Genomic DNA, 21,830 nt, shown 5'->3' on the forward strand with positions numbered 1-21,830 from the left:
GTACGAACGGCCTTGGAATGCAAGGGCTTCAATGAAATCAATGAGGTAAGATGGTGCTGCTAGAGAGATTTGAACTCTCGGCCTCTCCCTTACCAAGGGAGTGCTCTACCCCTGAGCTATAGCAGCATTCCGTGGCGCGGTGTGGTGCGCCGTATTGGGCGAGGCGGCTATTGCCATAGGTCGGGGCGGAGTGCAAGCCGCAAATTGCAAGTTCTTTGAAAGATGGCTGGAAAAAATGTGTCGGTCTTTTGAAGGCAGGCGTTTTCCGCTATGGGAAAATCATGGCTGCGGACAAGACGAAAATCGATGGTGGGCGGACTTTGCGGGGCGGTTCGGCGCCCGGTGGGGTCGGTGACGGGATTGGCGATGAGGCGGGCGAGGCCGTGGGCGGCAAGCAGGTCACGGAGGCGGATCGGCGGCGCGAGCGTGCGGCGCAGAAGCTGCGCGAGAATCTGGCGCGGCGCAAGCAGCAGGTGCGGGCGCGGCGCGCCGGGCAGGCCGACGAGACGGATGGGCTGCCGGGCGCAAAGGCTGGGGATAATGCTGATTCCGCCGCAAAAAGGGACGAATCGCAATGATTGATGTCGCCCATCATCAAACGAATTGATGCGTTAATCTATTTCGTCTAAAGAGCGCCTTTTACCAGGTGCACGAAACCTGGCGCCTGAGCTGGCGCCCGGAACTATCAGGAAAGGCGGGCCTCGCCCGTATTGCTTATATGGATCGTATCAGGATTGTCGGCGGCAATGAGCTCAACGGTATCATTCCGATCTCCGGCGCCAAGAATGCCGCCCTGCCGCTGATGATCGCCTCGCTTCTGACAAGCGATACCCTGACCCTCGAAAACGTGCCGCATCTCGCCGATGTCGAGCTCCTGATGCGCATTCTCGGCAATCACGGCGTCGATGTCGCCGTCAACGGCCGGCGCGAGCGCCAGGAAGACGGCTATTCCCGCACCATCCATTTCACCTGCCGCACCATCGTCGATACGACAGCACCTTATGAGCTCGTCGCCAAGATGCGCGCGAGCTTCTGGGTCATCGGGCCGCTGCTCGCCCGCGAGGGGCAGGCGCGCGTGTCGCTGCCGGGCGGCTGCGCCATCGGCACGCGTCCGGTCGATCTCTTCATTGAGGGCTTGCAGGCGCTCGGCGCCACTATGGAAATCGATGGCGGCTATATCAACGCCACCGCGCCGAAGGGCGGCCTCATCGGCGCGCGTTATGACTTCCCGAAGGTTTCCGTCGGTGCGACGCATGTGATGATGATGGCCGCCACGCTTGCCCGCGGCACCACCGTCATCGGCAATGCGGCTCGCGAGCCCGAAATCGTCGATCTCGCCAATTGCCTGATCGCCATGGGCGCCAAGATTTCCGGCGCCGGCACCAGCACGATCACCATCGAAGGCGTCACCTCGCTCTCCGGTGCCCGCCACCGCGTGCTGCCCGACCGTATCGAGACCGGCACCTATGCCATGGCGGTTGCCATGGCTGGCGGCGACGTCACGCTTGAAAATACCCATGTCGCCCTGCTCGACACCGCGCTCGAAAGCCTGCGGCGCGCCGGTGCCGTGGTTTCGCCGACCAATAACGGCATCCGCGTCATGCGCAATGGCGGCGGCATCCAGCCGGTTGACGTCACCACCGATCCGTTCCCCGGCTTCCCGACCGACCTGCAGGCGCAGTTCATGGCGCTGATGACCCGCTCCTCAGGCATTTCGAATATCACCGAGACCATCTTCGAAAACCGCTTCATGCATGTGCAGGAGCTCGCCCGCCTCGGCGCCAAGATCTCGCTTTCCGGTCAGACCGCCCGCGTCGAAGGCGTACAGAAGCTGAAGGGCGCGCCCGTGATGGCGACCGACCTTCGTGCCTCCGTCTCGCTCGTCATTGCCGGCCTTGCCGCCGAAGGCGAGACGCTGGTGTCGCGCATCTATCACCTCGACCGCGGCTTCGAGCGGCTGGAAGACAAGCTGACGCGCTGCGGCGCCGTGGTCGAGCGCATCAGCGACTAAGCGCGTCGCGTTCTCCCCCGAGCAATCGCATATGGGCAAATCGGCACGGCAAATTCCTTCTCCCCTTGGGGAGAGGTGGCCCGCCCCCTCGACAGGCTCAGGAGGTCGGATGAGGGGGGATATCGATTTGAATTCACGAGTTTTCGTATTCCTGGCAGGCACCCCCTCATCCGCCTGACGGCACCTTCTCCCCGCCGGGGAGAAGGGGGTGCGGCGACTTCCGTTCATATGCGATTGTCATGCCCCCGAGCAGCTTTCCGGTTTTCTGTATTCCGCTGTCGCAAAAGCGCGACAACATTTTGGATGATCGAGCTTATTTCCATCCGTCGGCGCGAAGAGAGCCGGCAAGCCCGCTTTCTTCGGTTGCGTCTTTTGCGCTCCCATCTTATGTCCAGAATGGAAAAACCTCGGCAATCGTGTTTTGCCGGGCGTTCCAGAGCAATTCCAGGAAAAGTGCGTAGCGGTTTTCCGTCCGGAATTGCGAGAGAATAAAGGGATAGAGCGTTTTCGCGATTCGAAGAAAAGCAGAAACGCTCTAGTGGCGCGATCAGGGATAAAGGACGAATGAGCGATCTCAAGCTAATGGCACTCGACACCGAGGACCTGGATGTCATCTCCGCCTATATGCAGGATAGCGTCTTCAAGGTCGGCGACATGTCCTTTGCGCCGAAGCAGGAACAGTTTTCGCTCGCGGCCAACCGTTTCGTCTGGGAGCAATCGGACCAGCGCAGCAAGCCTTATGAACGCCATCGTTCGGCACTGGTGTTCAAGCGCGTGCAGGCCGTGCGTTCCAGCGGCTTCGACCGGCGCAACCGTGACGAGGTTCTGTCGCTGCTCGCGATCCGCTTCGAGCAGAAGGGCGAGGGGCCTGACGGCACCATCGAGCTTGCCCTTGCCGCCAACGCCACGATCGCGCTCGATGTCGAGTGCATCGAGGCCCAGCTTGCGGATATCGGCGGCGCATGGGAAACGGCCCATAAGCCTCGGCATCCCGACGCGGGCGAATAGGCAGCGACGGTTGGATTTTTGCCGCCGCAGGCGGCCGCAGTGAAGAGGAATATCAGTTTGGCTATCTGGCTGGATCAGGCGTCGGAAGGGTTCGAGCAGCAGTTCGCCGCATTCCTGACGACCAAGCGGGAAGTGTCCGAGGATGTGAACGCCGTGGTGCGCGGCATCATCGACGATGTGCGGACGCGCGGCGATGCGGCCCTGGCGGACTATTCGAAAAAGTTCGACGGCGTCGATTTCGCGACAACGCCGATGCGTGTCAGCGAAGCGGAGATCGATGCCGCGATCGAGGCCGTTCCGGCGGAAGTTTTGGGCGCGCTGAAGGTTGCTGCCACCCGCATCGAATCGCATCACCGCCGGCAATTGCCGAAGGACGATATCTATGAAGACGATCTCGGTGTCGGCTTGGGATCGCGCTGGACGGCAATCGAAGCGGTCGGCCTCTATGTGCCCGGCGGCACGGCGAGCTATCCGAGCTCGGTGCTGATGAATGCCGTTCCGGCCAAGGTCGCCGGCGTCGATCGCATCGTCATCGCCGTGCCGGCGACCGGCGGCGCCGTCAAGCCGGCCGTGCTTGCCGCCGCGCGCATGGCCGGCGTCGAGGAGATCTATCGCATCGGCGGCGCGCAGGCGATCGCGGCCCTTGCCTATGGCACCGAGACGATCGAGCCGGTCTACAAGATCACCGGCCCCGGCAATGCCTATGTGGCCGCGGCCAAGCGCCAGGTGTTCGGTACCGTCGGCATCGATATGATCGCCGGCCCCTCGGAAGTGCTTGTCATCGCCGACAAGAACAACGATCCGGACTGGATCGCCGCCGATCTGCTGGCGCAGGCTGAGCACGATGAAAGCGCGCAATCGATCCTGATCACCGACGATGCCGAATTCGGTCGGGCAGTGGAAGCGGCGGTCGAGCGGCAGCTGAAGCGGCTCAGCCGCTCGCAGACGGCGGCGGCGAGCTGGCGGGATTTCGGCGCGGTCATCCTGGTCTCCGATCTGAAGCAGGCGATACCGCTCGCCAACCGCATCGCGGCCGAACATCTGGAGCTGGCGGTCGACGATCCCGAGCCGCTTTTGGCCGGTGTTCGCAATGCCGGAGCGATCTTCGTCGGCCGTCATACGCCCGAAGTGATCGGCGACTATGTCGGTGGCTCGAACCATGTGCTGCCGACGGCCCGCTCCGCCCGCTTCTCCTCTGGACTTTCCGTGCTGGATTTCGTCAAGCGCACCTCTATTCTCCGGCTTGGAGCGGAGCAGCTTCGCGCGCTCGGCCCGGCGGCGATCGCGCTTGCCAATTCCGAGGGGCTGGATGCACATGCGCGGTCGGTCGCGATTCGCCTCAATCTCGAGGGGTAAGGCATGGCAAAGGGCGTCTTCCGGCTGAGCGACGTGGTCCTGGACGACACGATCGGCCGCTCGACGCCCGATGTCGAGCATGAGCGTGCCGTCGCCATTTTCGACCTGATCGAGGAAAACAGCTTCGCGCCCGTCGGGCATGAGGGCGGGCCTTATCTGCTGAACCTGTCGCTGGTCGAGCAGAAGCTGGTCTTCGACATCCGCATGGAAGATGGCGGGGTTGTCGCCACCCATATCCTGTCGCTCACCCCGTTTCGCCGGATCGTGAAGGATTACTTCATGATCTGCGAGAGCTATTACGAGGCGATCCGCTCCGCCACGCCAAGCCGCATCGAGGCGATCGACATGGGCCGGCGCGGCATCCACAACGAAGGCTCCCAGACGCTGATGGACCGGCTGAACGGCAAGATCAGCGTGGATTTCGATACGGCGCGGCGGCTCTTCACGCTCGTCTGCGTGCTCTACTGGCGCGGGTGACTGCCATGGACGAGCCGCAGGCGATCGAGCACAATGGTAGGTCGTCCGGGGGCAAATCCCCCAGCGCCATCCTCTTCATGTGCGGCCTGAATACCATTCGTTCGCCGATGGCCGAAGCGATCGCTCGGCAGATGCTGCCGCAGGGCACCTATATCGCCTCGGCGGGGGTGCGCGCCGGCGAGCGCAATCCCTTCGTCGATGTCGTGCTTTCCGAGATGGGGCTCTCGCTCGGCCGGCGACAGCCGCAGACCTTGGAGGAGCTGGAAGATGATTTCTTCGATATCATCATCACGCTCTCTCCTGAAGCGCATCACGCCGCGCTGGAATTGACGCGGGCCAATGCGATTGACGTCATCTATTGGCCGACGATGGACCCTTCCGCGACGGACGGAACACGCGATCAGGTTCTGGATGCCTATCGCGGGGTGAGGGACTATCTTCTCGGCCTGATCGAGAGCAGGCTTGTGGAACATCGCGGCTCGCTTTAGAGCTGCAAATGAAACAAATGCAGAAACCCTTATCAACGTGGTTCACAAAACCGCGGCGATTGTGTAGTTTCCGCGCAAATTTCCGGCGACCCAGCCTTTTTAACAGGAACGCCGGCCCCAACCGACAGGAAAAGAAGCTTTAATGCCGAAAGAAGAAGTCCTCGAATTTCCCGGTGTCGTCACCGAACTCCTGCCGAACGCGACCTTTCGCGTGAAGCTGGAAAACGAGCACGAGATCATCGCCCACACCGCGGGCCGCATGCGCAAGAACCGCATCCGCGTTCTGGCGGGCGACAAGGTGCTGGTGGAAATGACCCCTTACGACCTGACCAAGGGCCGCATCACCTACCGTTTCAAGTAGTCCGCCGCTCGCTGGAGCCGGATGCCGCCGACATTTTCGGCATCACGCTCCGGAGCCGGCTCTCATTCCCGCATGACAGGTCGAGATCTGATGGCGTTGAAACACAAGCTGATACTGGCCTCCGGATCGCCGCGTCGCGTCGAGCTCCTGCATCAGTCAGGCATCGAGCCCGCGCGTCTCATGCCGATGGACATCGACGAGGCGCCGAGGAAATCGGAGCATCCACGCTCGCTGGCGCGCCGGCTTTCGGCGGAGAAGGGCGATGCCGCCTTTGCCGCCATCAAGAGCGATGCCGCCTGGCAGGGGAGCTATATCCTTTCGGCCGACACGGTCGTCGCCGTCGGGCGGCGCATCCTGCCGAAGGCGGAATTCGTCGATGAAGCGGCTGCGGCCCTGCATCTGCTCTCCGGTCGCGGCCATGTCGTCTATACCGGCATCTGCCTGATCACGCCGGACCGGAAGGCGCGCCAGAAGGTGGTGGAAACCAAGGTGCGTTTCAAGCGGCTTTCGAGCCGCGATATCGACATGTATCTTGCCTCCGGCCAGTGGCGCGGCAAGGCGGGAGCCTACGGCATTCAGGGGCTTGCCGGTTCCTTCGTGCAGAAACTTGTCGGTTCCTACACCAATGTCGTCGGATTGCCGCTTTATGAAACCATGCTGCTGCTGGCAGGCGAGGGATTCGATGTCCACGCCGGATGGCAGGAAGGATAGTCGTCATGACGAAGGCTGAAGAGATCAAGGTCGGTTCGAAAGTCGAGCCGCTGCGAAAGACGCGTCCCTGTCCGGAATGCGGCCGCCCTTCACTGCGTGAGCATTATCCCTTCTGCTCGGATCGCTGCCGCTCCGTCGATCTCTCGCGGTGGCTCAATGGCTCCTATGCCATTCCCGTCACCGAGGACGAGACGAAGGCCGACGGCTCCGATCAGGACTGAACGCAGTTTTCCAAAGAGGTTCGATGTTGCGAACCTCTTCATTTTGTTCGCGAATTGGCAAAATTCGATTTCCTGTCAAAAAAGAGTCATTTGCGGCTGGACATGGCCGAACAAGATGCTATAACCCCGCTCGCTTCCGGGGCGAACCAACCGCCCAGCGCCCCTCAAGGCTCTTCTCTCGACGCGAAGCACGGATGCCCAGATAGCTCAGTTGGTAGAGCAGCGGATTGAAAATCCGCGTGTCGCTGGTTCGATTCCGGCTCTGGGCACCATCTTTTCTCCCCAATCATGCGGACAATGAAGCCTGACGCTGGCTTCGACCAATTCTTCGCCGAGATCGTGTATTTGCAAGAATACGCGGCCGATGCGTCGACCATGGTTGCATATCCAGATGCGTGTGGTGTATGATCGCAACAATCCTATAGTTGCGTTTCATTAATTCGGTGCATGACCCCATCAAGATATTGATGACATTTGGAATCAAGCGTACGAATTATTGACAGATCACCTATTGATTCGAAGCGGATCATACCGCACTTTAGATACAGCGGGATAAAGTGATCTCGTAAAAGCCGGCGTTAATTGCAATAGCAAGCTACCGAGGCGCCATGTTAAACAACGATGTTCTGTTCAACACGTTCGCCCGTACTTTTGAAGCACGGCGCGAAGTCGAGATGTCATTCTCAGAATACCTGGAAGCGTGCCGGGATGATCCGCTCATGTACGCAAATGCGGCTGAGCGGCTGCTGGCAGCCATGGGCGAACCACTGCTGATCGATACGGCCAAGGATACAAGGCTTGGGCGTATCTTCATGAACCGGACCATCCGGACTTATCCGGCTTTTTCGGGCTTTTTCGGCATGGAAGAGACGATCGAACGCATCGTCGCCTTCTTCCGCCATGCGGCCCAGGGGCTGGAGGAGCGCAAGCAGATCCTCTATCTGCTCGGGCCCGTCGGCGGCGGCAAGTCATCGCTCGCCGAGCGGCTGAAATCATTGATGGAAGTTCATCCCATCTATGTCCTCAAGGCCGGTAACGAGCTGAGCCCAGTCTTCGAAAGCCCGCTCAGCCTGTTCGATCCTGTCACCATGGGGCCGATGATCGAGGAGCGCTATGGCATTCCGCGCCGTCGTCTGACCGGGCTGATGAGCCCCTGGTGCCTGAAGCGGCTGGAAGAGTTCGAAGGCGATATTTCCCGCTTCCGCGTCGTCAGGATGCAGCCCTCGAGGCTGCGGCAAATCGCCGTCGCCAAGACGGAGCCGGGTGACGAGAACAATCAGGACATCTCCTCGCTGGTCGGCAAGGTGGATATCCGCAAGCTCGAAAGTCTCGCGCAGAACGACCCGGATGCCTACAGCTACTCTGGGGCATTGAACCGTGCCAACCAGGGCATCCTCGAATTCGTCGAAATGTTCAAGGCGCCGATCAAGATGCTGCACCCGTTGCTGACGGCGACGCAGGAAGGCAATTACATCGGTACGGAAAATATCGGTGCGATACCTTTCTCCGGCATCATTCTGGCACACTCAAACGAGTCGGAATGGCAGACATTCAAGGCCAACAAAAACAATGAAGCGTTCATCGACCGTATCTGCGTGGTGAAAGTGCCTTATTGCCTACGGGTCACCGAAGAGCAGAAGATCTATGAGAAGCTGATCGAGGAATCCGAGCTCAGCGACGCGCCCTGCGCGCCGTCGACCCTGGAGACGCTCGCCCGCTTCACGGTTCTGACGCGGCTTTCCAAGCACGAAAATTCGACCGCCTTCTCCAAGCTTCGGGTCTACGACGGCGAGAGCCTGAAGGAGACCGATCCGAGAGCGCGTAGCGTACAGGAATATCGTGATTCGGCCGGTGTCGACGAGGGCATGGATGGGGCCTCCACCCGTTTTGCCTTCAAAGTGCTGGCGGCAACCTTCAACTACGATACGACAGAAGTCGGTGCCGATCCGGTACATCTGATGTACATGCTGGAGCAGTCAATCCGCCGCGAACAGCTGCCGCTTGAAACCGAGAAGCTCTATATTGAGTTTATCAAGAGCGAACTGGCACCGCGCTATGCGGAGTTCATCGGCAACGAGATCCAGAAGGCCTATCTGGAATCCTATGCGGATTACGGTCAGAACCTCTTCGATCGCTATGTCGACTATGCGGACGCGTGGATCGAGGATGTCGATTTCAAAGATCCGGATACCGGCCAGCTTCTCGATCGCGAGCTTCTGAACCAGGAGCTCACCAAGATCGAAAAGCCGGCAGGCATCGCCAATCCGAAGGACTTCCGCAACGAGGTGGTCAAGTTCTGCCTGCGGGCACGAGCGAGCCACGGCGGCAAGAATCCGTCCTGGACCAGCTACGAGAAGATCCGTGAAGTCATCGAAAAACGGATGTTCTCTCAAGTGGAGGACCTTCTGCCCGTCATCTCGTTCGGCTCCAAGAAGGATGGCGAGACGGAGAAGAAACATGGCGAATTCGTCGAGCGGATGGTCGCGCGGGGTTACACCGAACGGCAAGTCCGGCGGCTTGTGGAATGGTACATGCGTGTGAAACAGGCGGGATGAGCCACCAAGGAAGAAGGAATGCACATTGTTGACAGACGCCTGAACCCAGGCGGAAAAAGTCTGGAAAATCGTCAACGATTTTTGCGAAGAGCAAAAGCGCTGGTGCAGAGAGCGGTCTATGAATCCTCTCAAAATCGCGACATTCAGGACATTCTGAAGGGTGGCGAAATCAGCATTCCCCTGGATGGAACCGAGGAACCTCGGTTCCATCGCGGCCCAGAGGGCCTGAAGGAACATATTCTTCCCGGCAACAAGGACTTCATCGAAGGCGATATGCTTCCCCGCCCTGAGGGCGGTGGCGGCAAGTCGCGGGCCGGCGGCGATGGAACCGGCGAGGATGCCTTCCGCTTCATCCTAACGCGGGACGAATTCCTCGATCTCTTCCTCGACGATCTCGAATTGCCCGATCTTGCCAAGCGCCGCCTGATGTCGGCGGAGCAGATCAACCCGGTGCGCTCGGGCTATTCGGTGACGGGATCGCCCGCCAATCTTGCCATCAATCGCACGATGCGGCTTGCCATGATGCGTCGCGTCGCGCTGCATCGCCCGAAGCCGGAAACGGTCGAAAAGCTCATCGAGGAGGCTGAGGAGTGCACGGACGAGAAGCGCCGAGCACAACTCGAAGACGAAATCAAAAGACTGGAATCGAAGGTCCGGCGCATTCCCTATATCGATCCGATCGATATTCGCTATCGCCGCTTCGAGAACGAGCCGAAGCCGGTGGCGCAAGCCGTCATGTTCTGCCTGATGGACGTCTCCGGCTCGATGACGGAGCACATGAAGGATCTCGCCAAGCGTTTCTACATGCTGCTCTACATCTTCCTGACCCGGCAGTACCGCCGCGTCGAGATCGTCTTCATCCGCCATACCGACGTAGCGGAAGAGGTGGACGAGGAGACCTTCTTCCGCAGCCCGGCAACGGGCGGCACGCAGGTTTCGAGCGCTCTCGAGGCCATGCGGCGGATCGTGCGTGATCGTTTCCCTGCTTCCGACTGGAATATCTACGCGGCACAGGCGTCCGACGGCGACAACGCCTATTCCGACAATGCGACGACGGCGGCGCTGATGACGAGCGAGATCCTGCCCGTCTGCCAATATTTCGCTTATCTCGAAGTGGGGGAATCACGCAGCGTCGCGATCTCGTCCGGCTCGGCGATCTGGTCGCTTTACGAGCGGATGCAGGCGGGGTGGCCGGTGCTTTCCATGCGGCGTGTCAGCGATCGCAGCCAGATCTATCCGGTCTTCCACGATCTCTTCCAGCGCCGGACGGCGGAAACAAGGAGCGGATAATGGCAAAGAAGGCATCGATGGAGCGGCTTTTCGAAGGCGCGGACTGGGATTTCGCCACCATCCAGCGAATTCACGATGCCTGCGAGAAGATCGCCGTCGATGAGCTCGGGCTCGATGTTTACCCCAATCAGATCGAGATCATTACCGCCGAGCAGATGCTCGACGTCTATTCTTCGATCGGCATGCCGCTCTTTTACAAGCATTGGTCCTTCGGCAAGCATTTCGCCCATCACGAGGCCTTTTACCGTAAGGGCCTGCGCGGGCTCGCCTATGAGATCGTCATCAACAGTTCGCCCTGCATCTCCTATCTGATGGAGGAGAATAGCGCGACGATGCAGGCGCTCGTTATCGCGCATGCCGCCTTCGGCCATAATCACTTTTTCAAGAACAATTATCTCTTCAAGCTCTGGACCGATGCCGAAGGCATTCTCGACTATCTTAACTTCGCCAAGAGCTATATCGCGCGCTGCGAGGAGCGCTATGGCCATGCTGCCGTCGAGCGCACGTTGGACGCCGCCCATGCGCTGATGTCGCATGGTGTGCATCGCTATGCCGGCAAGAAGACGCCGGACTTGCGCGACGAAGAGAAGCGCGAGCGCGAGCGGCGCGAATATGACGAGAAGATCTTCAACGATCTCTGGCGCACGGTTCCTAGCGGGCCGGGCAAGAAGACCCACGATCTCGATCTGGAGCGCCGGCGTGCGCTGGCCGGTCTGCCGCAGGAGAACATCCTCTATTTCCTGGAAAAGATGGCGCCGCGCCTAAAGCCCTGGCAGCGCGAGATCATCCGCATCGTGCGGCATGTGGCACAGTATTTCTATCCGCAGAGCCAGACCAAGGTGATGAACGAGGGCACTGCGACCTATGTGCACTATCGCATCATGACGCGGCTGCACGAGCTTGGCGGCATCGGCGATGGCGATTTTCTGGAATTCCTGAAATCGCATACCAACGTGGTTTTCCAGCCGACCTTCAACGATCCGCGCTATTCCGGCCTCAACCCTTACGCGATCGGTTTTGCCATGATGCAGGATATCGAGCGCATCGTGACGAAGCCGGAGGAGGAGGATCGCCAGTGGTTCCCCGAGATCGCCGGCACCGGCGATGCCATGGCGGTGCTGCGCGATCTCTGGGCCAATTATCGCGACGAGAGTTTCGTGGCGCAGTTCTTAAGCCCGCACCTGATGCGCAAGATGCGCATGTTCCAGCTGACGGATGATCCCGAGGAGGAAGAGGGACTGAGGGTTGCAGCCATTCATGATGAGCGCGGCTACCGGCGTATCCGGCGCGAGCTGTCACGGCAATATGATGTCGGCTGGATCGATCCGCATATCGAGATCGTCGATGTCGATCTTGCCGGCGATAGGCGGTTGCTGGTCAAGCATACGGTGCTGAACGGCGCGATGCTCGATGATATGGATGCCAAGCGCGTGCTGCAGCATCTGGCCGATCTCTGGAGCTACGACGTGCTGATGCAGGAGGTCGATCGCTCCGGCGCGGTGCTGCGCGATCATCTTGTGCATCCACGGTCTTCGGCGCTCGCGGCGTAAACACCTCTATACCCGTTTTATGTCTTCGGCAGCCGGTGGTGGCCGCTCACCTGCACGCCATCCTCAGGCTGCAACTTCAGGAAGCCGGGTATGCCGAGCAGCGGGATAACCGCCATCAGCAAAAATGCAATGTGGAATTTCTCCGGCGTCAGCGGCGATCCATCCAAGGTCACCAGCCCCAGCAGCATAGCGGCAATGGAGACGCCGAAGCTGACGCTCAATTGCTGCAGCACGCCGCCCAAGCTGGTGGCGCGGCTGAGCTGTGCCGCCGGAGTATCGGAATAGGACAGCGTATTGGACGTCATGAACTGTCCGGCCCGCGCCAGCCCGAAGATGAAAACATAGATGATGATGAACCAGCGCGGCGTGTCGGGTGTGATCAATGCGAAGCCGGCGACGACGGCGGCACCGAACACGGCGCTCCAGGTGAGCATGCGATCGAAGCCATAGAGCTTCAGCAGTTTTGCCGAGACCGGCCGCACGGCAAGCGCGCTCAGGGCGCTGACGAAGGTCAGCGTGCCCGAGACGATCGGGCTCAAGCCGAAGCCGACCTGCAGCATCAGCGGCAGCAGGAAGGGCACGCCATTCAGCCCGACACGACAGATGCCGCCTGCAAGCGTGCCGATGCGGAAGGTGCGCAGCTTGAAGAGGGTGAGATCCACGGCCGGAGATTCCGCTGTTCTGGCATAGCGGATGAAGCCGACCAGCAGCAGGCCGGCGGCGGCAAGCGCGAGGAAGATGGCCCAGACCGGAATTGCAGGGCGGCCGATATTCTCGATGCCGTATTGCAGAAGTACGCAGCCGAGGCCGACCATGACGAAGCCGGGAAAATCGAACTTGATCGTCGCGTCGCGCTCCGTATCCTCGACATAGCGCAGCGCCATGGCCATGCCGATCAGCCCGAAGGGCAGGTTTACCCAGAAGATCCAGCGCCAGGACAGATAGGTCGTCAGGAAGCCGCCGAGCACCGGCCCGATGACAGGTCCCATGACGGCTGGCAGGGTCATGTAGGTCATGGCAGTCACGAGTTGGCTGCGCGGGAAGCTGCGGATGAGGATGAGGCGCCCGACCGGCGTCATCATGGCGCCGCCAAAGCCCTGCAGCGCGCGCGTGGCGATGAGCATCGGCAGGCTGGTCGCCAGGCCGCAGAGGATCGAGCCGATGGTGAAGATGAAGAGGGAAAGCGTGAAGATGCGCCGGGCGCCGAAGCGATCCGCAAACCATCCACTCACCGGAATGAACATGGCGAGCGTCAGAATATAGGTCGTGACAGCCAGATTCATGCGAAGCGGCGTCGTATCGAGGCTCTTGGCGATATCGGGAACGGCGGTAATCAGGATGGTCGAATCCAGCTGCTCCATCAGGAAGGCAACAGCGACCACGGCGGGGATGATGTAGCGCAGGCGGGGATTGCGTTCGACCGCAAAAGTCTGGCCCTGCGGATTGGGATCTATCGAATCCATGAAATGAAATGGCTTTCCAACGTCCGGCGGGGGACCGGCGCGTTTGACGATTTGCATGAATCCCTTCGGAAACCGCCTCGTGCTCTCGGGAAACATGATGCTGGCGGCCGGTGATCCGCCGACCTTCGGAATTGTCGTCTATATGAGCACCATCCATGGCGCGACGCAACAAAAACCGGAGTGCTCGAATGTTGGGGTTGCGGAGTTTAGTTGGTCGATGGGGGAGAGGGCAATGTCCAGCGCGCCTTGTCGAAGACGATCGCGGTGCGGAGCTGCTCCGGCGAGGTTCTGCGCAATTCCAGCTGTAGGTTGAAATTGTTGTCGCTCTGGAATTCCTTGAAAAAGGCAAGCTTGGCGCCGAAAGCTTGCAGCGTCACGTCCTGCAATTTGCCGATCGCCTCGAGCGCCGCTTGAAAGTCCAGCCAATGGGTCTCGTTCAGCAACAGGACGACGGTATCGACAAAGGTGCCGGCAACGGCCTTTCCATCGTCATTGTCAGGCATGATGACCTTGATGCGGATGGTATCGATTTCGCCTGATGGTTTGCCCCTGGCGATGATGAAGAAGGAAGCCGCCTTGGGATCGCCATAGGCGCCCTTCTGGACGGCATAGCTGCACTCCGAAGTGCCGGCGCCCAGCTCGCTTTGCCGCCATTCGCCTACGGACAGGCCGAACTTTTGGAGATCGGCGCAAAGCGTCTGGCCCGATATCCGCCAGCTTCGCACAAAGGCGCTCAGCAGCGCGTCGACAGGCTCGTCCAGCAGATGGGATCGTTTCTTGGGGGACGGATTGGCGGCGACAGTCGCTGGCTTGACGCGGACGCTGCTGGCTGCCGGGGCTGATGTCTTCGGCGCCGCTGCCGGAGGCGTGGCTGCATGAGATGGCTGCTGTTCCCGCACGGGCGTGGTCGGTGCTGCGGGGTGTTGTTCCGGTTTCAGAAACAGATTGAAGTGATAGCGATCGTCCAGCGCCCGCAGATTGCGCATATCGTTAGCCAGGAGCGCGGTTACGAGGATGATCGAACCGATGACAACGGCGGCAATCCAAAAGACAGCCCTGCTTTTCTTGCGAGGTGGCGCCACCGACATGGTTCAGATCACAGCTACTCCCGAGGAAACTTACCTTGCTGCAATAACCGTATGTTGCGCAGCCATGTTCATGGCTACAGCATATGCGTTTATGAACGATTGATCATTCTAATGTTTCTTTGTCAATTCATGATGTTGCACACCGCGGACTGCGATCTTGCGCAGCCGGTGCGGCTTTTGCACGTTCTTGTTACAGAACTGCTGCACGTCCTTGTGGGGTCTGTTCTACGCGAAATATGCCTTGAGTGCCTTGACGGTGGCGGCATCCGTGCGGCGGGCCGATGGCGCCGAGAAGCCGAGGGCGATGGCTCGCTCATCGATCTCGGAGACGGGTGCCGAGCAGGAGGCATGAATCTCGCTGATCTGCAGGCTCGGCCAAAGCTGGCCGACCTTCGCCAGCGTCACGCCGGAGCCGGGCATGATGGAGATGCGGCCGGCGGCGGCTGCAATCGCCTGTTCGAGCACGGCGAGCCCTTCCCCCGCGGTCTTTGCGCCGCCGGATGTCAGGATGCGCTCGAAGCCGAGGGAGATCGCGATATCGACGGCTTCTGCGACGTCGGGCACCAGATCGAAGGCACGGTGCAGCGTCTTGCCGAGGCCTTCCGCATGGGCGGTGAGAGCCGTAAGCGTATCAACATCGAGTCGCCCATCGGGCAGGGAGGCACCGAGCACGACACCGGGCAAGCCGACAGCTCGCGCCGTATCGATGTCTTGCTTCATGATATCAAGCTCATCGGCTGAGTAGACGAAGCCGCCGGCGCGCGGACGGATAATGGCATAGACCGGGACGGGCATCTTCGCCGCTGCGGCCATCAGCCCGGCGCTTGGCGTCAGTCCGCCGAGGGGGAGCGCGCTGCAAAGCTCGATGCGATCGCCGCCGCCCTCGACGGCGGCCTTGAGGCCGGCAATATCCTCGACGCAGACCTCAAGCAGCATGAGTGCGTTCTCCGGCATACTGCAGGCCCAGCAGGGCGGCGCCGATGAGGCCCGGTTCCAGTTTGCACTCGCTCGGCACGACGAGCGGCCGGCCGAATTTGCGCAGGATGCGGGCACGCACCGCCTCGTCCAGCCTTGCCAGGAGTGGTTCGACGTTGGAGAGGCCGCCACCAACAGGCACGATGGTCGCTCCGGTTATGTTGACGGTGAGGGCGAGCGGCGAGGCGACCAGGTCGACCATGACGTCGATCGTGCGTCCCGCGCGGTCTCCGCCCTTGAGCCACTGGCCGATGATCTCCTCGCTGGAAAGTTCCAGCCCGTGAAGCGTCTTGTGCAGGCGTTCGATGCCGCGCGCGCCGCCGACGGTGTCGACGCAGCCCTTCTGGCCGCAGCCGCAGGCATAGGCGGGAATGGCAACAGGCGGATTGCCGGCGGAGGACGCGATGATGGGGCCGTGGCCCCATTCCCCGGCAAAGCCGCCGGCAGCATTGACCAGCCGGCCATCGGCGACAAGGCCGCCGCCGACGCCGGTGCCGAGAATGGCGCCGAAGACGATGCGATGGCCACGGCCCGCGCCGGACATGGCCTCGGCCATGGCGAAGCAATCGGCATCATTCGCGATCAGCACGGGATAGCCGAGTTCCGCTTCCAGATCGGCGGCAAGATGCCGGCCGTGAATGCAGGGAATATTGGCGCAGGTGAGTGTCTGTGTATCGGGATCGACGACGCCGGCGATGGAGAAGGAGAGGCAATCCGGCCTCTCGCCGGCTTCGGCAATCACCTCACGCAGGGCAGCGACGAATTCGGCGAAATCGTGCCTGGGCGTCGGGCGTCGCGCCAGCGGCACGATATCCGTCATGGAGCGGGCGATGCCGCCTTTGATGGCGCTGCCGCCAATGTCGAAGGAAACGATCATGAATGCCGACCTGCTGGAAACATGGCGCACTTGCTCGCACCCTTTGCCGGTCTTTGCAAGATCAATCCTCTGCGAGGGTCAATCCCTGACGGCCAGCGCGTCATCAGCCGGACGGCAGGGTGATCCTGGCTTCAAAGCCATCGGTCCTGCCCGTCGCCGGCGACAGTAGATCGAGATGGCCGCCGATCTGGCCGACGATGCGCTCGACGATCGAAAGTCCGAGGCCGGAGCCCGCCGCTTTCGTCTTGCCACGCCAGAAGCGCTTCTTCAGGCCGGCAAGCTCCTGTGCGGAAAGCACGGCGCCGCCGTTGATCACGCGGACGGTGCGGTCGTCGATCCGGACGGTCACTTCGTCATCCGCCGGCCCATGGATCAAGGCGTTTTCGATGAGGTTGCGCATGACGATCGCAAATGCGTCAATATCGACGTTACGGATCAGTTTCTCCGCCGTTTCGTTCTCCAGAAGGACACGGCCTGCCGTTCCCGTGTCGCGGTCGTAGTCGCCTATGACGGTTTCGATGATGGCCACGAGATCGGCGGGTTTATCACCCGTGCCGATCCCGGCCTGGGCGCGGGAAAGCTGCAGCAGCTTTTCGGCCAGCCGGCCGAGATTGGAGAGCGACGTCTCGATGCGGCCGGCGCGTTCCGTCAATTGCCCCTGCGGCAGTTCGGCGATCAGTCTCTGGGTCTGCGCAAGGGCGCCAGCAATCGGGGTGCGCAGCTCATGGGCGCTATTGGCGGTGAATTCGCGCTCGGCTTCCAGCGCCAGGCGCAGGCGCTCCAGCAGTAGGTTGACGGAGCGGGCGATCGGCTGCAGCTCGAGCGGCAGCGTCTCGCTCACGAGCGGCGCCATGTTGCCGCCGTCCTTGGTGGCGATCTCCGAGCGCAGACGGTCGATCGGCCTTAGCGACCGGCCGACGACGACGCCGATGGCGATGATGCTGGCGGGAATGAGGGCCAGCAGCGGCCAGAGCAGGGCGACGCCGCTTTCGCGCGATGCCTCGCGGCGATTCTTGAAGGCGTCGGCGACGTGCAGGAAGATCGTGCCGTCGGCCGAGGATTCGGTGTAGATTCGGTATCGCGACGTATTGTGGAAGCCGATCTTCAGCGGCACGTCATAGGCCGTGGGCGGGGCATCGTGGGAATGCAGGATGACCTTGCCGTTCCCATCGAGCACCTGATAGGTCAGATATTCACGGTTCAGCCCCTTGTTGAGCTCTTCCAGGCTCTGAGGATCGCCGGAATGGTCGCGGTTGGCGAGATCGTCGAGCACCAGTGGCAGCAGACGCTCGGCGGTTTCCTGCAATGCGCCGTCGAAGGTTTCCGAGAGTTCCTTGTTGACGACGTAGACACCGATACCAACGGCAATCAACCAGAAGACGACGACAGTGCCGGTCAGTGCAGTGATCAGCCGCCGGGTGATGCTGGCACGGCTGGGCTCCTTGTGTTCGGTCATCGCTCACCCAGGCAATAGCCGACGCCGCGGGCCGTCCTTATGCGGTCCTTGCCGATCTTCTTGCGCAGGCGGCTGACATAGACCTCCACCGTGTTGCTCTCGATTTCGGAGCCGAAGGCGTAGAGCGCCTCTTCTATCTTGTCCTTGGAGACGATGGCGCCCGGCCGCGTGATCAGCAGGTCAAGTACGGCCCACTCGCGCCCCGTCAGGATCACGTCCTTGCCCGCCAGCTTGACGCGGCGCTGCGGCTGGTCGATTTCGAGGTCGTCAAACCGGAGCGTCGGCTGCGGACTGCCGGCATAACGCCGGGCGACTGCCAGGATACGCGCCGTCAATTCGCCAAGGTTGAACGGCTTGACGAGATAATCGTCGGCGCCGCTGTTCAGGCCTTCGATGCGGTCGGAGATCTGATCGCGAGCCGTCAGGATGATCACGGGCGTTTCGTCAGGCTTGCGGCGCAGCCGCTTCAAGAAATCGATGCCGCTGCCATCCGGAAGCTGCAGATCCAGCAGGATGAGGCCGTATTGCACGGCGCTGGTGACCTCTTCCGCATCGGTCAGGTTCTTGACCCAATCGACGGCGTGAGGCCCTGCCGCGATATGGTCGCGAACCGCACCGCCGATCGTGTCGTCGTCCTCCACCACAAGAATGCGCACCTGCACCTCTCAACCGTTGAACGTACTTCAGTTAATGCCGACGAACCTATCGGGTCAATAACGGCTGAAATAAGCTGCGGCGCGATGCACAGTTCATGGGTGGACTACCCGCCGAAAACGTTCCCGGCGCCTATGGACAGACAGGAACGCGATGGTTACTTGTTTGCGCGGAGAACGAAGTGGCCGCGAAGTGGCCGCCGCAGGCTATCGGAGGATCGTTCATGCTGAAGGGAATTTCGCCGCTGTTGAATGCGGACGTGCTCTATGCGCTTAAATCCATGGGGCATGGCGATATGCTCGCCGTCGTTGATACGAATTTCCCCGCTGAATCGGTGGCAAGCCAGACCGTTCTGGGCGAGCTGCTGCGCATCGATAACGTGTCGTCCGCCGATGCGGTTGCGGCAATCTTGTCCCTGATGCCGCTCGATACCTTCATCGATGATGCGGCGGCGCGCATGGAAGTGGTTGGCGCGCCAGATGAGGTGCCGCAGGTGCAGCGTGAAGTCCAGGCCGTGATCGATAAGGCCGAGGGCAAGCATTGGCCGCTGACGCCGGTCGAGCGTTTTGCCTTCTACGAGCGTGCCAAGGATGCTTTTTGCGTCATTCAGACCGGCGAGCGCCGCTTCTATGGTTGTTTCACCTTGACCAAGGGTGTCATCCCGCCGGAAGCTGAATAATCCGGTGCGGATAGTCCGGATCATCCCGAGCGAGGGCGCTGTTTCGGTAAAGGAAGGCGATGGCGAAGAAGCTGGATTCCCAGGGGCGGCTTGATGATGCGGCGCGGGCCGGATGGCTCTACTACGTCGCCGGCCGCACACAGGACGAAATCGCCGTTGCGATGGGAATATCCCGCCAGTCGGCGCAGCGGCTGGTGTCGCTCGCCGTCGCCGAGCGATTGATCAAGGTCCGGCTGGATCACCCGATTGCCGCCTGCCTGGAATATGCGGCGGAGCTCAAGAAGAAATTCAATCTGCGCCACGTCGATATCGTGCCGAGCGATCCCGACAGCACCTCCTCCACGATCGGCATTGCCGAGGCGGGTGCCGCCGAAATCGAGCGCTGGCTGCGGCGGGCCGATCCGATCGTGCTGGCGATCGGCACGGGCCGGACGCTGAAGGCTGCGGTCGATCAGCTGCCGGCGATCGAATGTCTGCAGCATCGGGTGGTGTCGCTGACGGGCAATATCGGCCCAGACGGTTCAGCCGCCTACTACAACGTCATCTTCAGCATGGCCGATGTCGTCAAGGCGCGGCATTTTCCGATGCCGCTGCCGGTGCTGGTATCTTCCGCGGAGGAGCGCGAGCTGCTGCATGCGCAGGCATTGGTGCGCTCGACGCTCGATATCAGCGCACAGGCTGACGTGACCTTCGTCGGCATCGGCGAGATGGGTGTGGAAGCACCGCTCTGTCTCGACGGTTTTCTCGAAAGGGACGAGATGCTGGCATTGATGGATCGGGGTGCCGCCGGCGAGATCTGCGGCTGGGTTTTCGATGGCAATGGCAAGCTCATGCCCGACGATGTCAATGAGCGCGTCGCCAGTGCGCCCTTGCCGTCGCGCGATACCTGCAGCGTCATAGGAATCGCCAAGGGCTGGCGCAAATTCCAGGCGATCAAGGCGGCCGTCGTCGGTCAGCAGATCAATGGTTTGATTACCGACGAGGCAGTTGCCGAATTTTTGCTCAAGGTGTGAGCAAAAAATTTAACTCGTAAAAACAAAAGGATAGGCTGCTTGCTCGGCAATGCAGCAACGAATCTGCATTGACATTTTGTCGCAAGAAGTGAGTAATTGCCCACGAGCAAAGCGAATGCTCATTTTTAATCTTCTGGGAGGAAGATATGAAATTGAAAACTTTACTGCTGGGCGCCTGCTCGGCTCTGATGTTTGCCGGCCTGGCGTCCGCCGAAACCCTCACGATTGCGACGGTTAACAACGGCGACATGGTCCGTATGCAGAAGCTTACGGACGATTTCAAAGCCAAGAACCCCGGTATCGACCTGCAATGGGTCACGCTTGAAGAAAACGTATTGCGCCAGAAGGTTACGACCGACATCGCTACCAAGGCCGGCCAGTACGACGTGCTGACCATCGGCACCTATGAAGTGCCGATCTGGAGCAAGCTCGGCTGGCTTGCCTCGCTCGACAAGCTTTCCGCCGACAAGAACTACGATGTGGATGACCTTCTCCCGGCCATTCGCAGCGGTCTGACGACCGACGGCAAGCTGTACGCAGCACCGTTCTATGGCGAAAGCTCGATGGTCATGTACCGCAAGGACCTGTTCGAGAAGGCCGGCCTGAAGATGCCGGACGCTCCGACCTGGGACTTCGTTGCCGATGCCGCCCGCAAGATCACCGACAAGGATCATGAAGTCTACGGCATCTGCCTTCGTGGCAAGGCAGGCTGGGGCGAAAACATGGCGTTCCTGACGGCGATGTCGAATTCGTTCGGCGCTCGCTGGTTCGATGAAAAGTGGAAGGCACAGTTCGATCAGCCGGAATGGAAGGACACGCTCGACTTCTACGTCAAGCTGATGAAGGATGCAGGTCCTCCGGGCGCATCGTCCAACGGCTTCAACGAGAACCTGGCCCTGTTCCAGTCCGGCAAGTGCGGCATGTGGATCGATGCCACCGTTGCTGCCTCCTTCGTTTCCGATCCGAAGGAATCGAAGGTCGCCGACAAGGTCGGCTTCGCTCTGGCTCCGGATAAGGGCCTCGGCAAGCGCGGCAACTGGCTCTGGGCATGGAATCTCGCCATCCCGGCTTCCTCGAAGAAGACCGAAGCGGCGGAGAAGTTCATCTCCTGGGCAACCAGCAAGGACTACACCAACCTGGTCGCACAGAAGGAAGGCTGGCTGAACGCACCTCCCGGCACCCGCACCTCGCTCTATGCAAATGCGGACTACCAGAAGGCAGCGCCTTTCGCCAAGATGACGCTCGACTCGATCAACTCGGCTGATCCCACGCATCCGACCGTCAAGCCGGTTCCTTATGTCGGCGTCCAGTTCGTCGCCATTCCTGAATTCCAGGGCATCGGCACGGCTGTCGGCCAGCAGTTCTCCGCTGCTCTCGCCGGCCAGATCTCCGTCGATCAGGCTCTGAAGGCTGCCCAGCAGCTGACGGAACGCGAAATGAAGAAGGCCGGCTATCCGAAGTAAGGGCCTTCGAAGCTAAGGAAAGCAGCGCCCCCTCTCGAGCACTGCTTTCCCCTAGGCCGCCGAGCGCCGAACTGCCCTTGGCGGCCCTTTTGTTTCAGCCGGTCCGCGGCCACCCCCTCCTTTAAAGATAGGTC

At 60.8% G+C, this 21,830-nt stretch carries 21 protein-coding genes and 2 tRNA genes; 16 read left to right on the forward strand and 7 right to left on the reverse strand.

Going from position 1 to position 21,830, the window contains the following annotated elements; translation table 11 throughout:
• Positions 1-51: 51 nt before the first annotated feature.
• Positions 52-126 (reverse strand) — tRNA-Thr (locus AC13RM_RS23625).
• A gap of 233 nt (positions 127-359) precedes the next feature.
• Between AC13RM_RS23625 and AC13RM_RS23630 the strand changes: the two genes are divergently transcribed.
• From AC13RM_RS23630 to AC13RM_RS23690, 13 genes are all read left to right on the forward strand, one after another.
• Positions 360-578: a hypothetical protein gene (locus AC13RM_RS23630; RefSeq protein WP_374816568.1), complete on the forward strand. Its 219-nt coding sequence runs from the start codon at positions 360-362 to the stop codon at positions 576-578.
• Between the two features lie 140 nt (positions 579-718).
• Entirely contained in the window at positions 719-2,011 is a 1,293-nt protein-coding gene (gene murA / locus AC13RM_RS23635) for a UDP-N-acetylglucosamine 1-carboxyvinyltransferase (protein WP_374816529.1), read from the forward strand.
• Between the two features lie 564 nt (positions 2,012-2,575).
• Positions 2,576-3,019: a DUF2948 family protein gene (locus AC13RM_RS23640; protein ID WP_368517182.1), complete on the forward strand. Its 444-nt coding sequence runs from the start codon at positions 2,576-2,578 to the stop codon at positions 3,017-3,019.
• Positions 3,020-3,076: 57 nt separating this feature from the next.
• A complete protein-coding gene (gene hisD, locus AC13RM_RS23645; protein ID WP_488555626.1) occupies positions 3,077-4,375 on the forward strand; it encodes a histidinol dehydrogenase in 1,299 nt (432 codons plus the stop codon).
• 3 nt (positions 4,376-4,378) lie between these two features.
• Positions 4,379-4,852, forward strand: a complete 474-nt coding sequence (locus AC13RM_RS23650; RefSeq protein ID WP_015341224.1) for a UPF0262 family protein — start codon at positions 4,379-4,381, stop codon at positions 4,850-4,852.
• Between the two features lie 5 nt (positions 4,853-4,857).
• A complete protein-coding gene (locus AC13RM_RS23655; protein ID WP_113230883.1) occupies positions 4,858-5,340 on the forward strand; it encodes an arsenate-mycothiol transferase ArsC in 483 nt (160 codons plus the stop codon).
• A 142-nt stretch (positions 5,341-5,482) separates the two neighbouring features.
• Entirely contained in the window at positions 5,483-5,701 is a 219-nt protein-coding gene (gene infA, locus AC13RM_RS23660; protein WP_004117876.1) for a translation initiation factor IF-1, read from the forward strand.
• Between the two features lie 90 nt (positions 5,702-5,791).
• Positions 5,792-6,412, forward strand: coding sequence for a Maf-like protein (locus tag AC13RM_RS23665; protein ID WP_488555627.1), 621 nt, complete (start codon positions 5,792-5,794; stop codon positions 6,410-6,412).
• A 5-nt stretch (positions 6,413-6,417) separates the two neighbouring features.
• Complete coding sequence (gene yacG, locus AC13RM_RS23670; protein WP_075851761.1) at positions 6,418-6,633, forward strand: DNA gyrase inhibitor YacG; 216 nt, start codon at positions 6,418-6,420, stop codon at positions 6,631-6,633.
• 196 nt (positions 6,634-6,829) lie between these two features.
• Positions 6,830-6,905 (forward strand) — tRNA-Phe (locus tag AC13RM_RS23675).
• A 336-nt stretch (positions 6,906-7,241) separates the two neighbouring features.
• Complete coding sequence (locus AC13RM_RS23680) at positions 7,242-9,188, forward strand: PrkA family serine protein kinase (protein ID WP_113230881.1); 1,947 nt, start codon at positions 7,242-7,244, stop codon at positions 9,186-9,188.
• Between the two features lie 18 nt (positions 9,189-9,206).
• Entirely contained in the window at positions 9,207-10,478 is a 1,272-nt protein-coding gene (locus AC13RM_RS23685) for a YeaH/YhbH family protein (protein ID WP_285176006.1), read from the forward strand.
• Complete coding sequence (locus tag AC13RM_RS23690; RefSeq protein WP_113230879.1) at positions 10,478-12,028, forward strand: SpoVR family protein; 1,551 nt, start codon at positions 10,478-10,480, stop codon at positions 12,026-12,028. Before AC13RM_RS23685 ends, AC13RM_RS23690 begins: the two co-directional genes overlap by 1 nt.
• 17 nt (positions 12,029-12,045) lie before the next feature.
• Here AC13RM_RS23690 and AC13RM_RS23695 read toward each other — a convergent pair whose 3' ends face one another.
• The 6 genes from AC13RM_RS23695 to AC13RM_RS23720 all read right to left on the reverse strand — a co-directional run bounded on the left by AC13RM_RS23695 (position 12,046) and on the right by AC13RM_RS23720 (position 18,543).
• A complete protein-coding gene (locus AC13RM_RS23695; protein ID WP_285176072.1) occupies positions 12,046-13,491 on the reverse strand; it encodes a DHA2 family efflux MFS transporter permease subunit in 1,446 nt (481 codons plus the stop codon).
• 206 nt (positions 13,492-13,697) lie between these two features.
• Positions 13,698-14,579, reverse strand: coding sequence for a DUF6030 family protein (locus tag AC13RM_RS23700; protein WP_374816524.1), 882 nt, complete (start codon positions 14,577-14,579; stop codon positions 13,698-13,700).
• Positions 14,580-14,804: 225 nt separating this feature from the next.
• Complete coding sequence (locus tag AC13RM_RS23705) at positions 14,805-15,515, reverse strand: copper homeostasis protein CutC (RefSeq protein WP_374816523.1); 711 nt, start codon at positions 15,513-15,515, stop codon at positions 14,805-14,807.
• Positions 15,505-16,431: an ROK family protein gene (locus AC13RM_RS23710; protein WP_374816522.1), complete on the reverse strand. Its 927-nt coding sequence runs from the start codon at positions 16,429-16,431 to the stop codon at positions 15,505-15,507. Before AC13RM_RS23710 ends, AC13RM_RS23705 begins: the two co-directional genes overlap by 11 nt.
• A gap of 103 nt (positions 16,432-16,534) precedes the next feature.
• The gene (locus AC13RM_RS23715) at positions 16,535-17,887 is read right to left on the reverse strand and encodes an ATP-binding protein (RefSeq protein ID WP_374816521.1); all 1,353 of its coding nucleotides are present in this window, start codon (positions 17,885-17,887) and stop codon (positions 16,535-16,537) included.
• Positions 17,884-18,543 carry a response regulator gene (locus AC13RM_RS23720; protein WP_069615956.1) on the reverse strand — a complete coding sequence of 220 codons (660 nt, stop codon included), beginning with the start codon at positions 18,541-18,543 and terminating at the stop codon, positions 17,884-17,886. The genes AC13RM_RS23715 and AC13RM_RS23720 overlap by 4 nt, the downstream gene beginning before the upstream one ends.
• A 221-nt stretch (positions 18,544-18,764) precedes the next feature.
• Between AC13RM_RS23720 and AC13RM_RS23725 the strand changes: the two genes are divergently transcribed.
• The 3 genes from AC13RM_RS23725 to AC13RM_RS23735 all read left to right on the forward strand — a co-directional run bounded on the left by AC13RM_RS23725 (position 18,765) and on the right by AC13RM_RS23735 (position 21,696).
• The gene (locus AC13RM_RS23725; protein ID WP_113230873.1) at positions 18,765-19,220 is read left to right on the forward strand and encodes an RbsD/FucU family protein; all 456 of its coding nucleotides are present in this window, start codon (positions 18,765-18,767) and stop codon (positions 19,218-19,220) included.
• Between the two features lie 59 nt (positions 19,221-19,279).
• Positions 19,280-20,233 (forward strand): sugar-binding transcriptional regulator, encoded by a 954-nt coding sequence (locus AC13RM_RS23730; protein WP_374816520.1) that lies wholly within the window; start codon positions 19,280-19,282, stop codon positions 20,231-20,233.
• 146 nt (positions 20,234-20,379) lie between these two features.
• Positions 20,380-21,696 carry an ABC transporter substrate-binding protein gene (locus AC13RM_RS23735; RefSeq protein WP_285176020.1) on the forward strand — a complete coding sequence of 439 codons (1,317 nt, stop codon included), beginning with the start codon at positions 20,380-20,382 and terminating at the stop codon, positions 21,694-21,696.
• The last annotated feature ends 134 nt before the right edge of the window (positions 21,697-21,830 follow it).

The sequence above is a fragment of the Martinezella sp. CNPSo 3732 genome, from assembly GCF_057784515.1.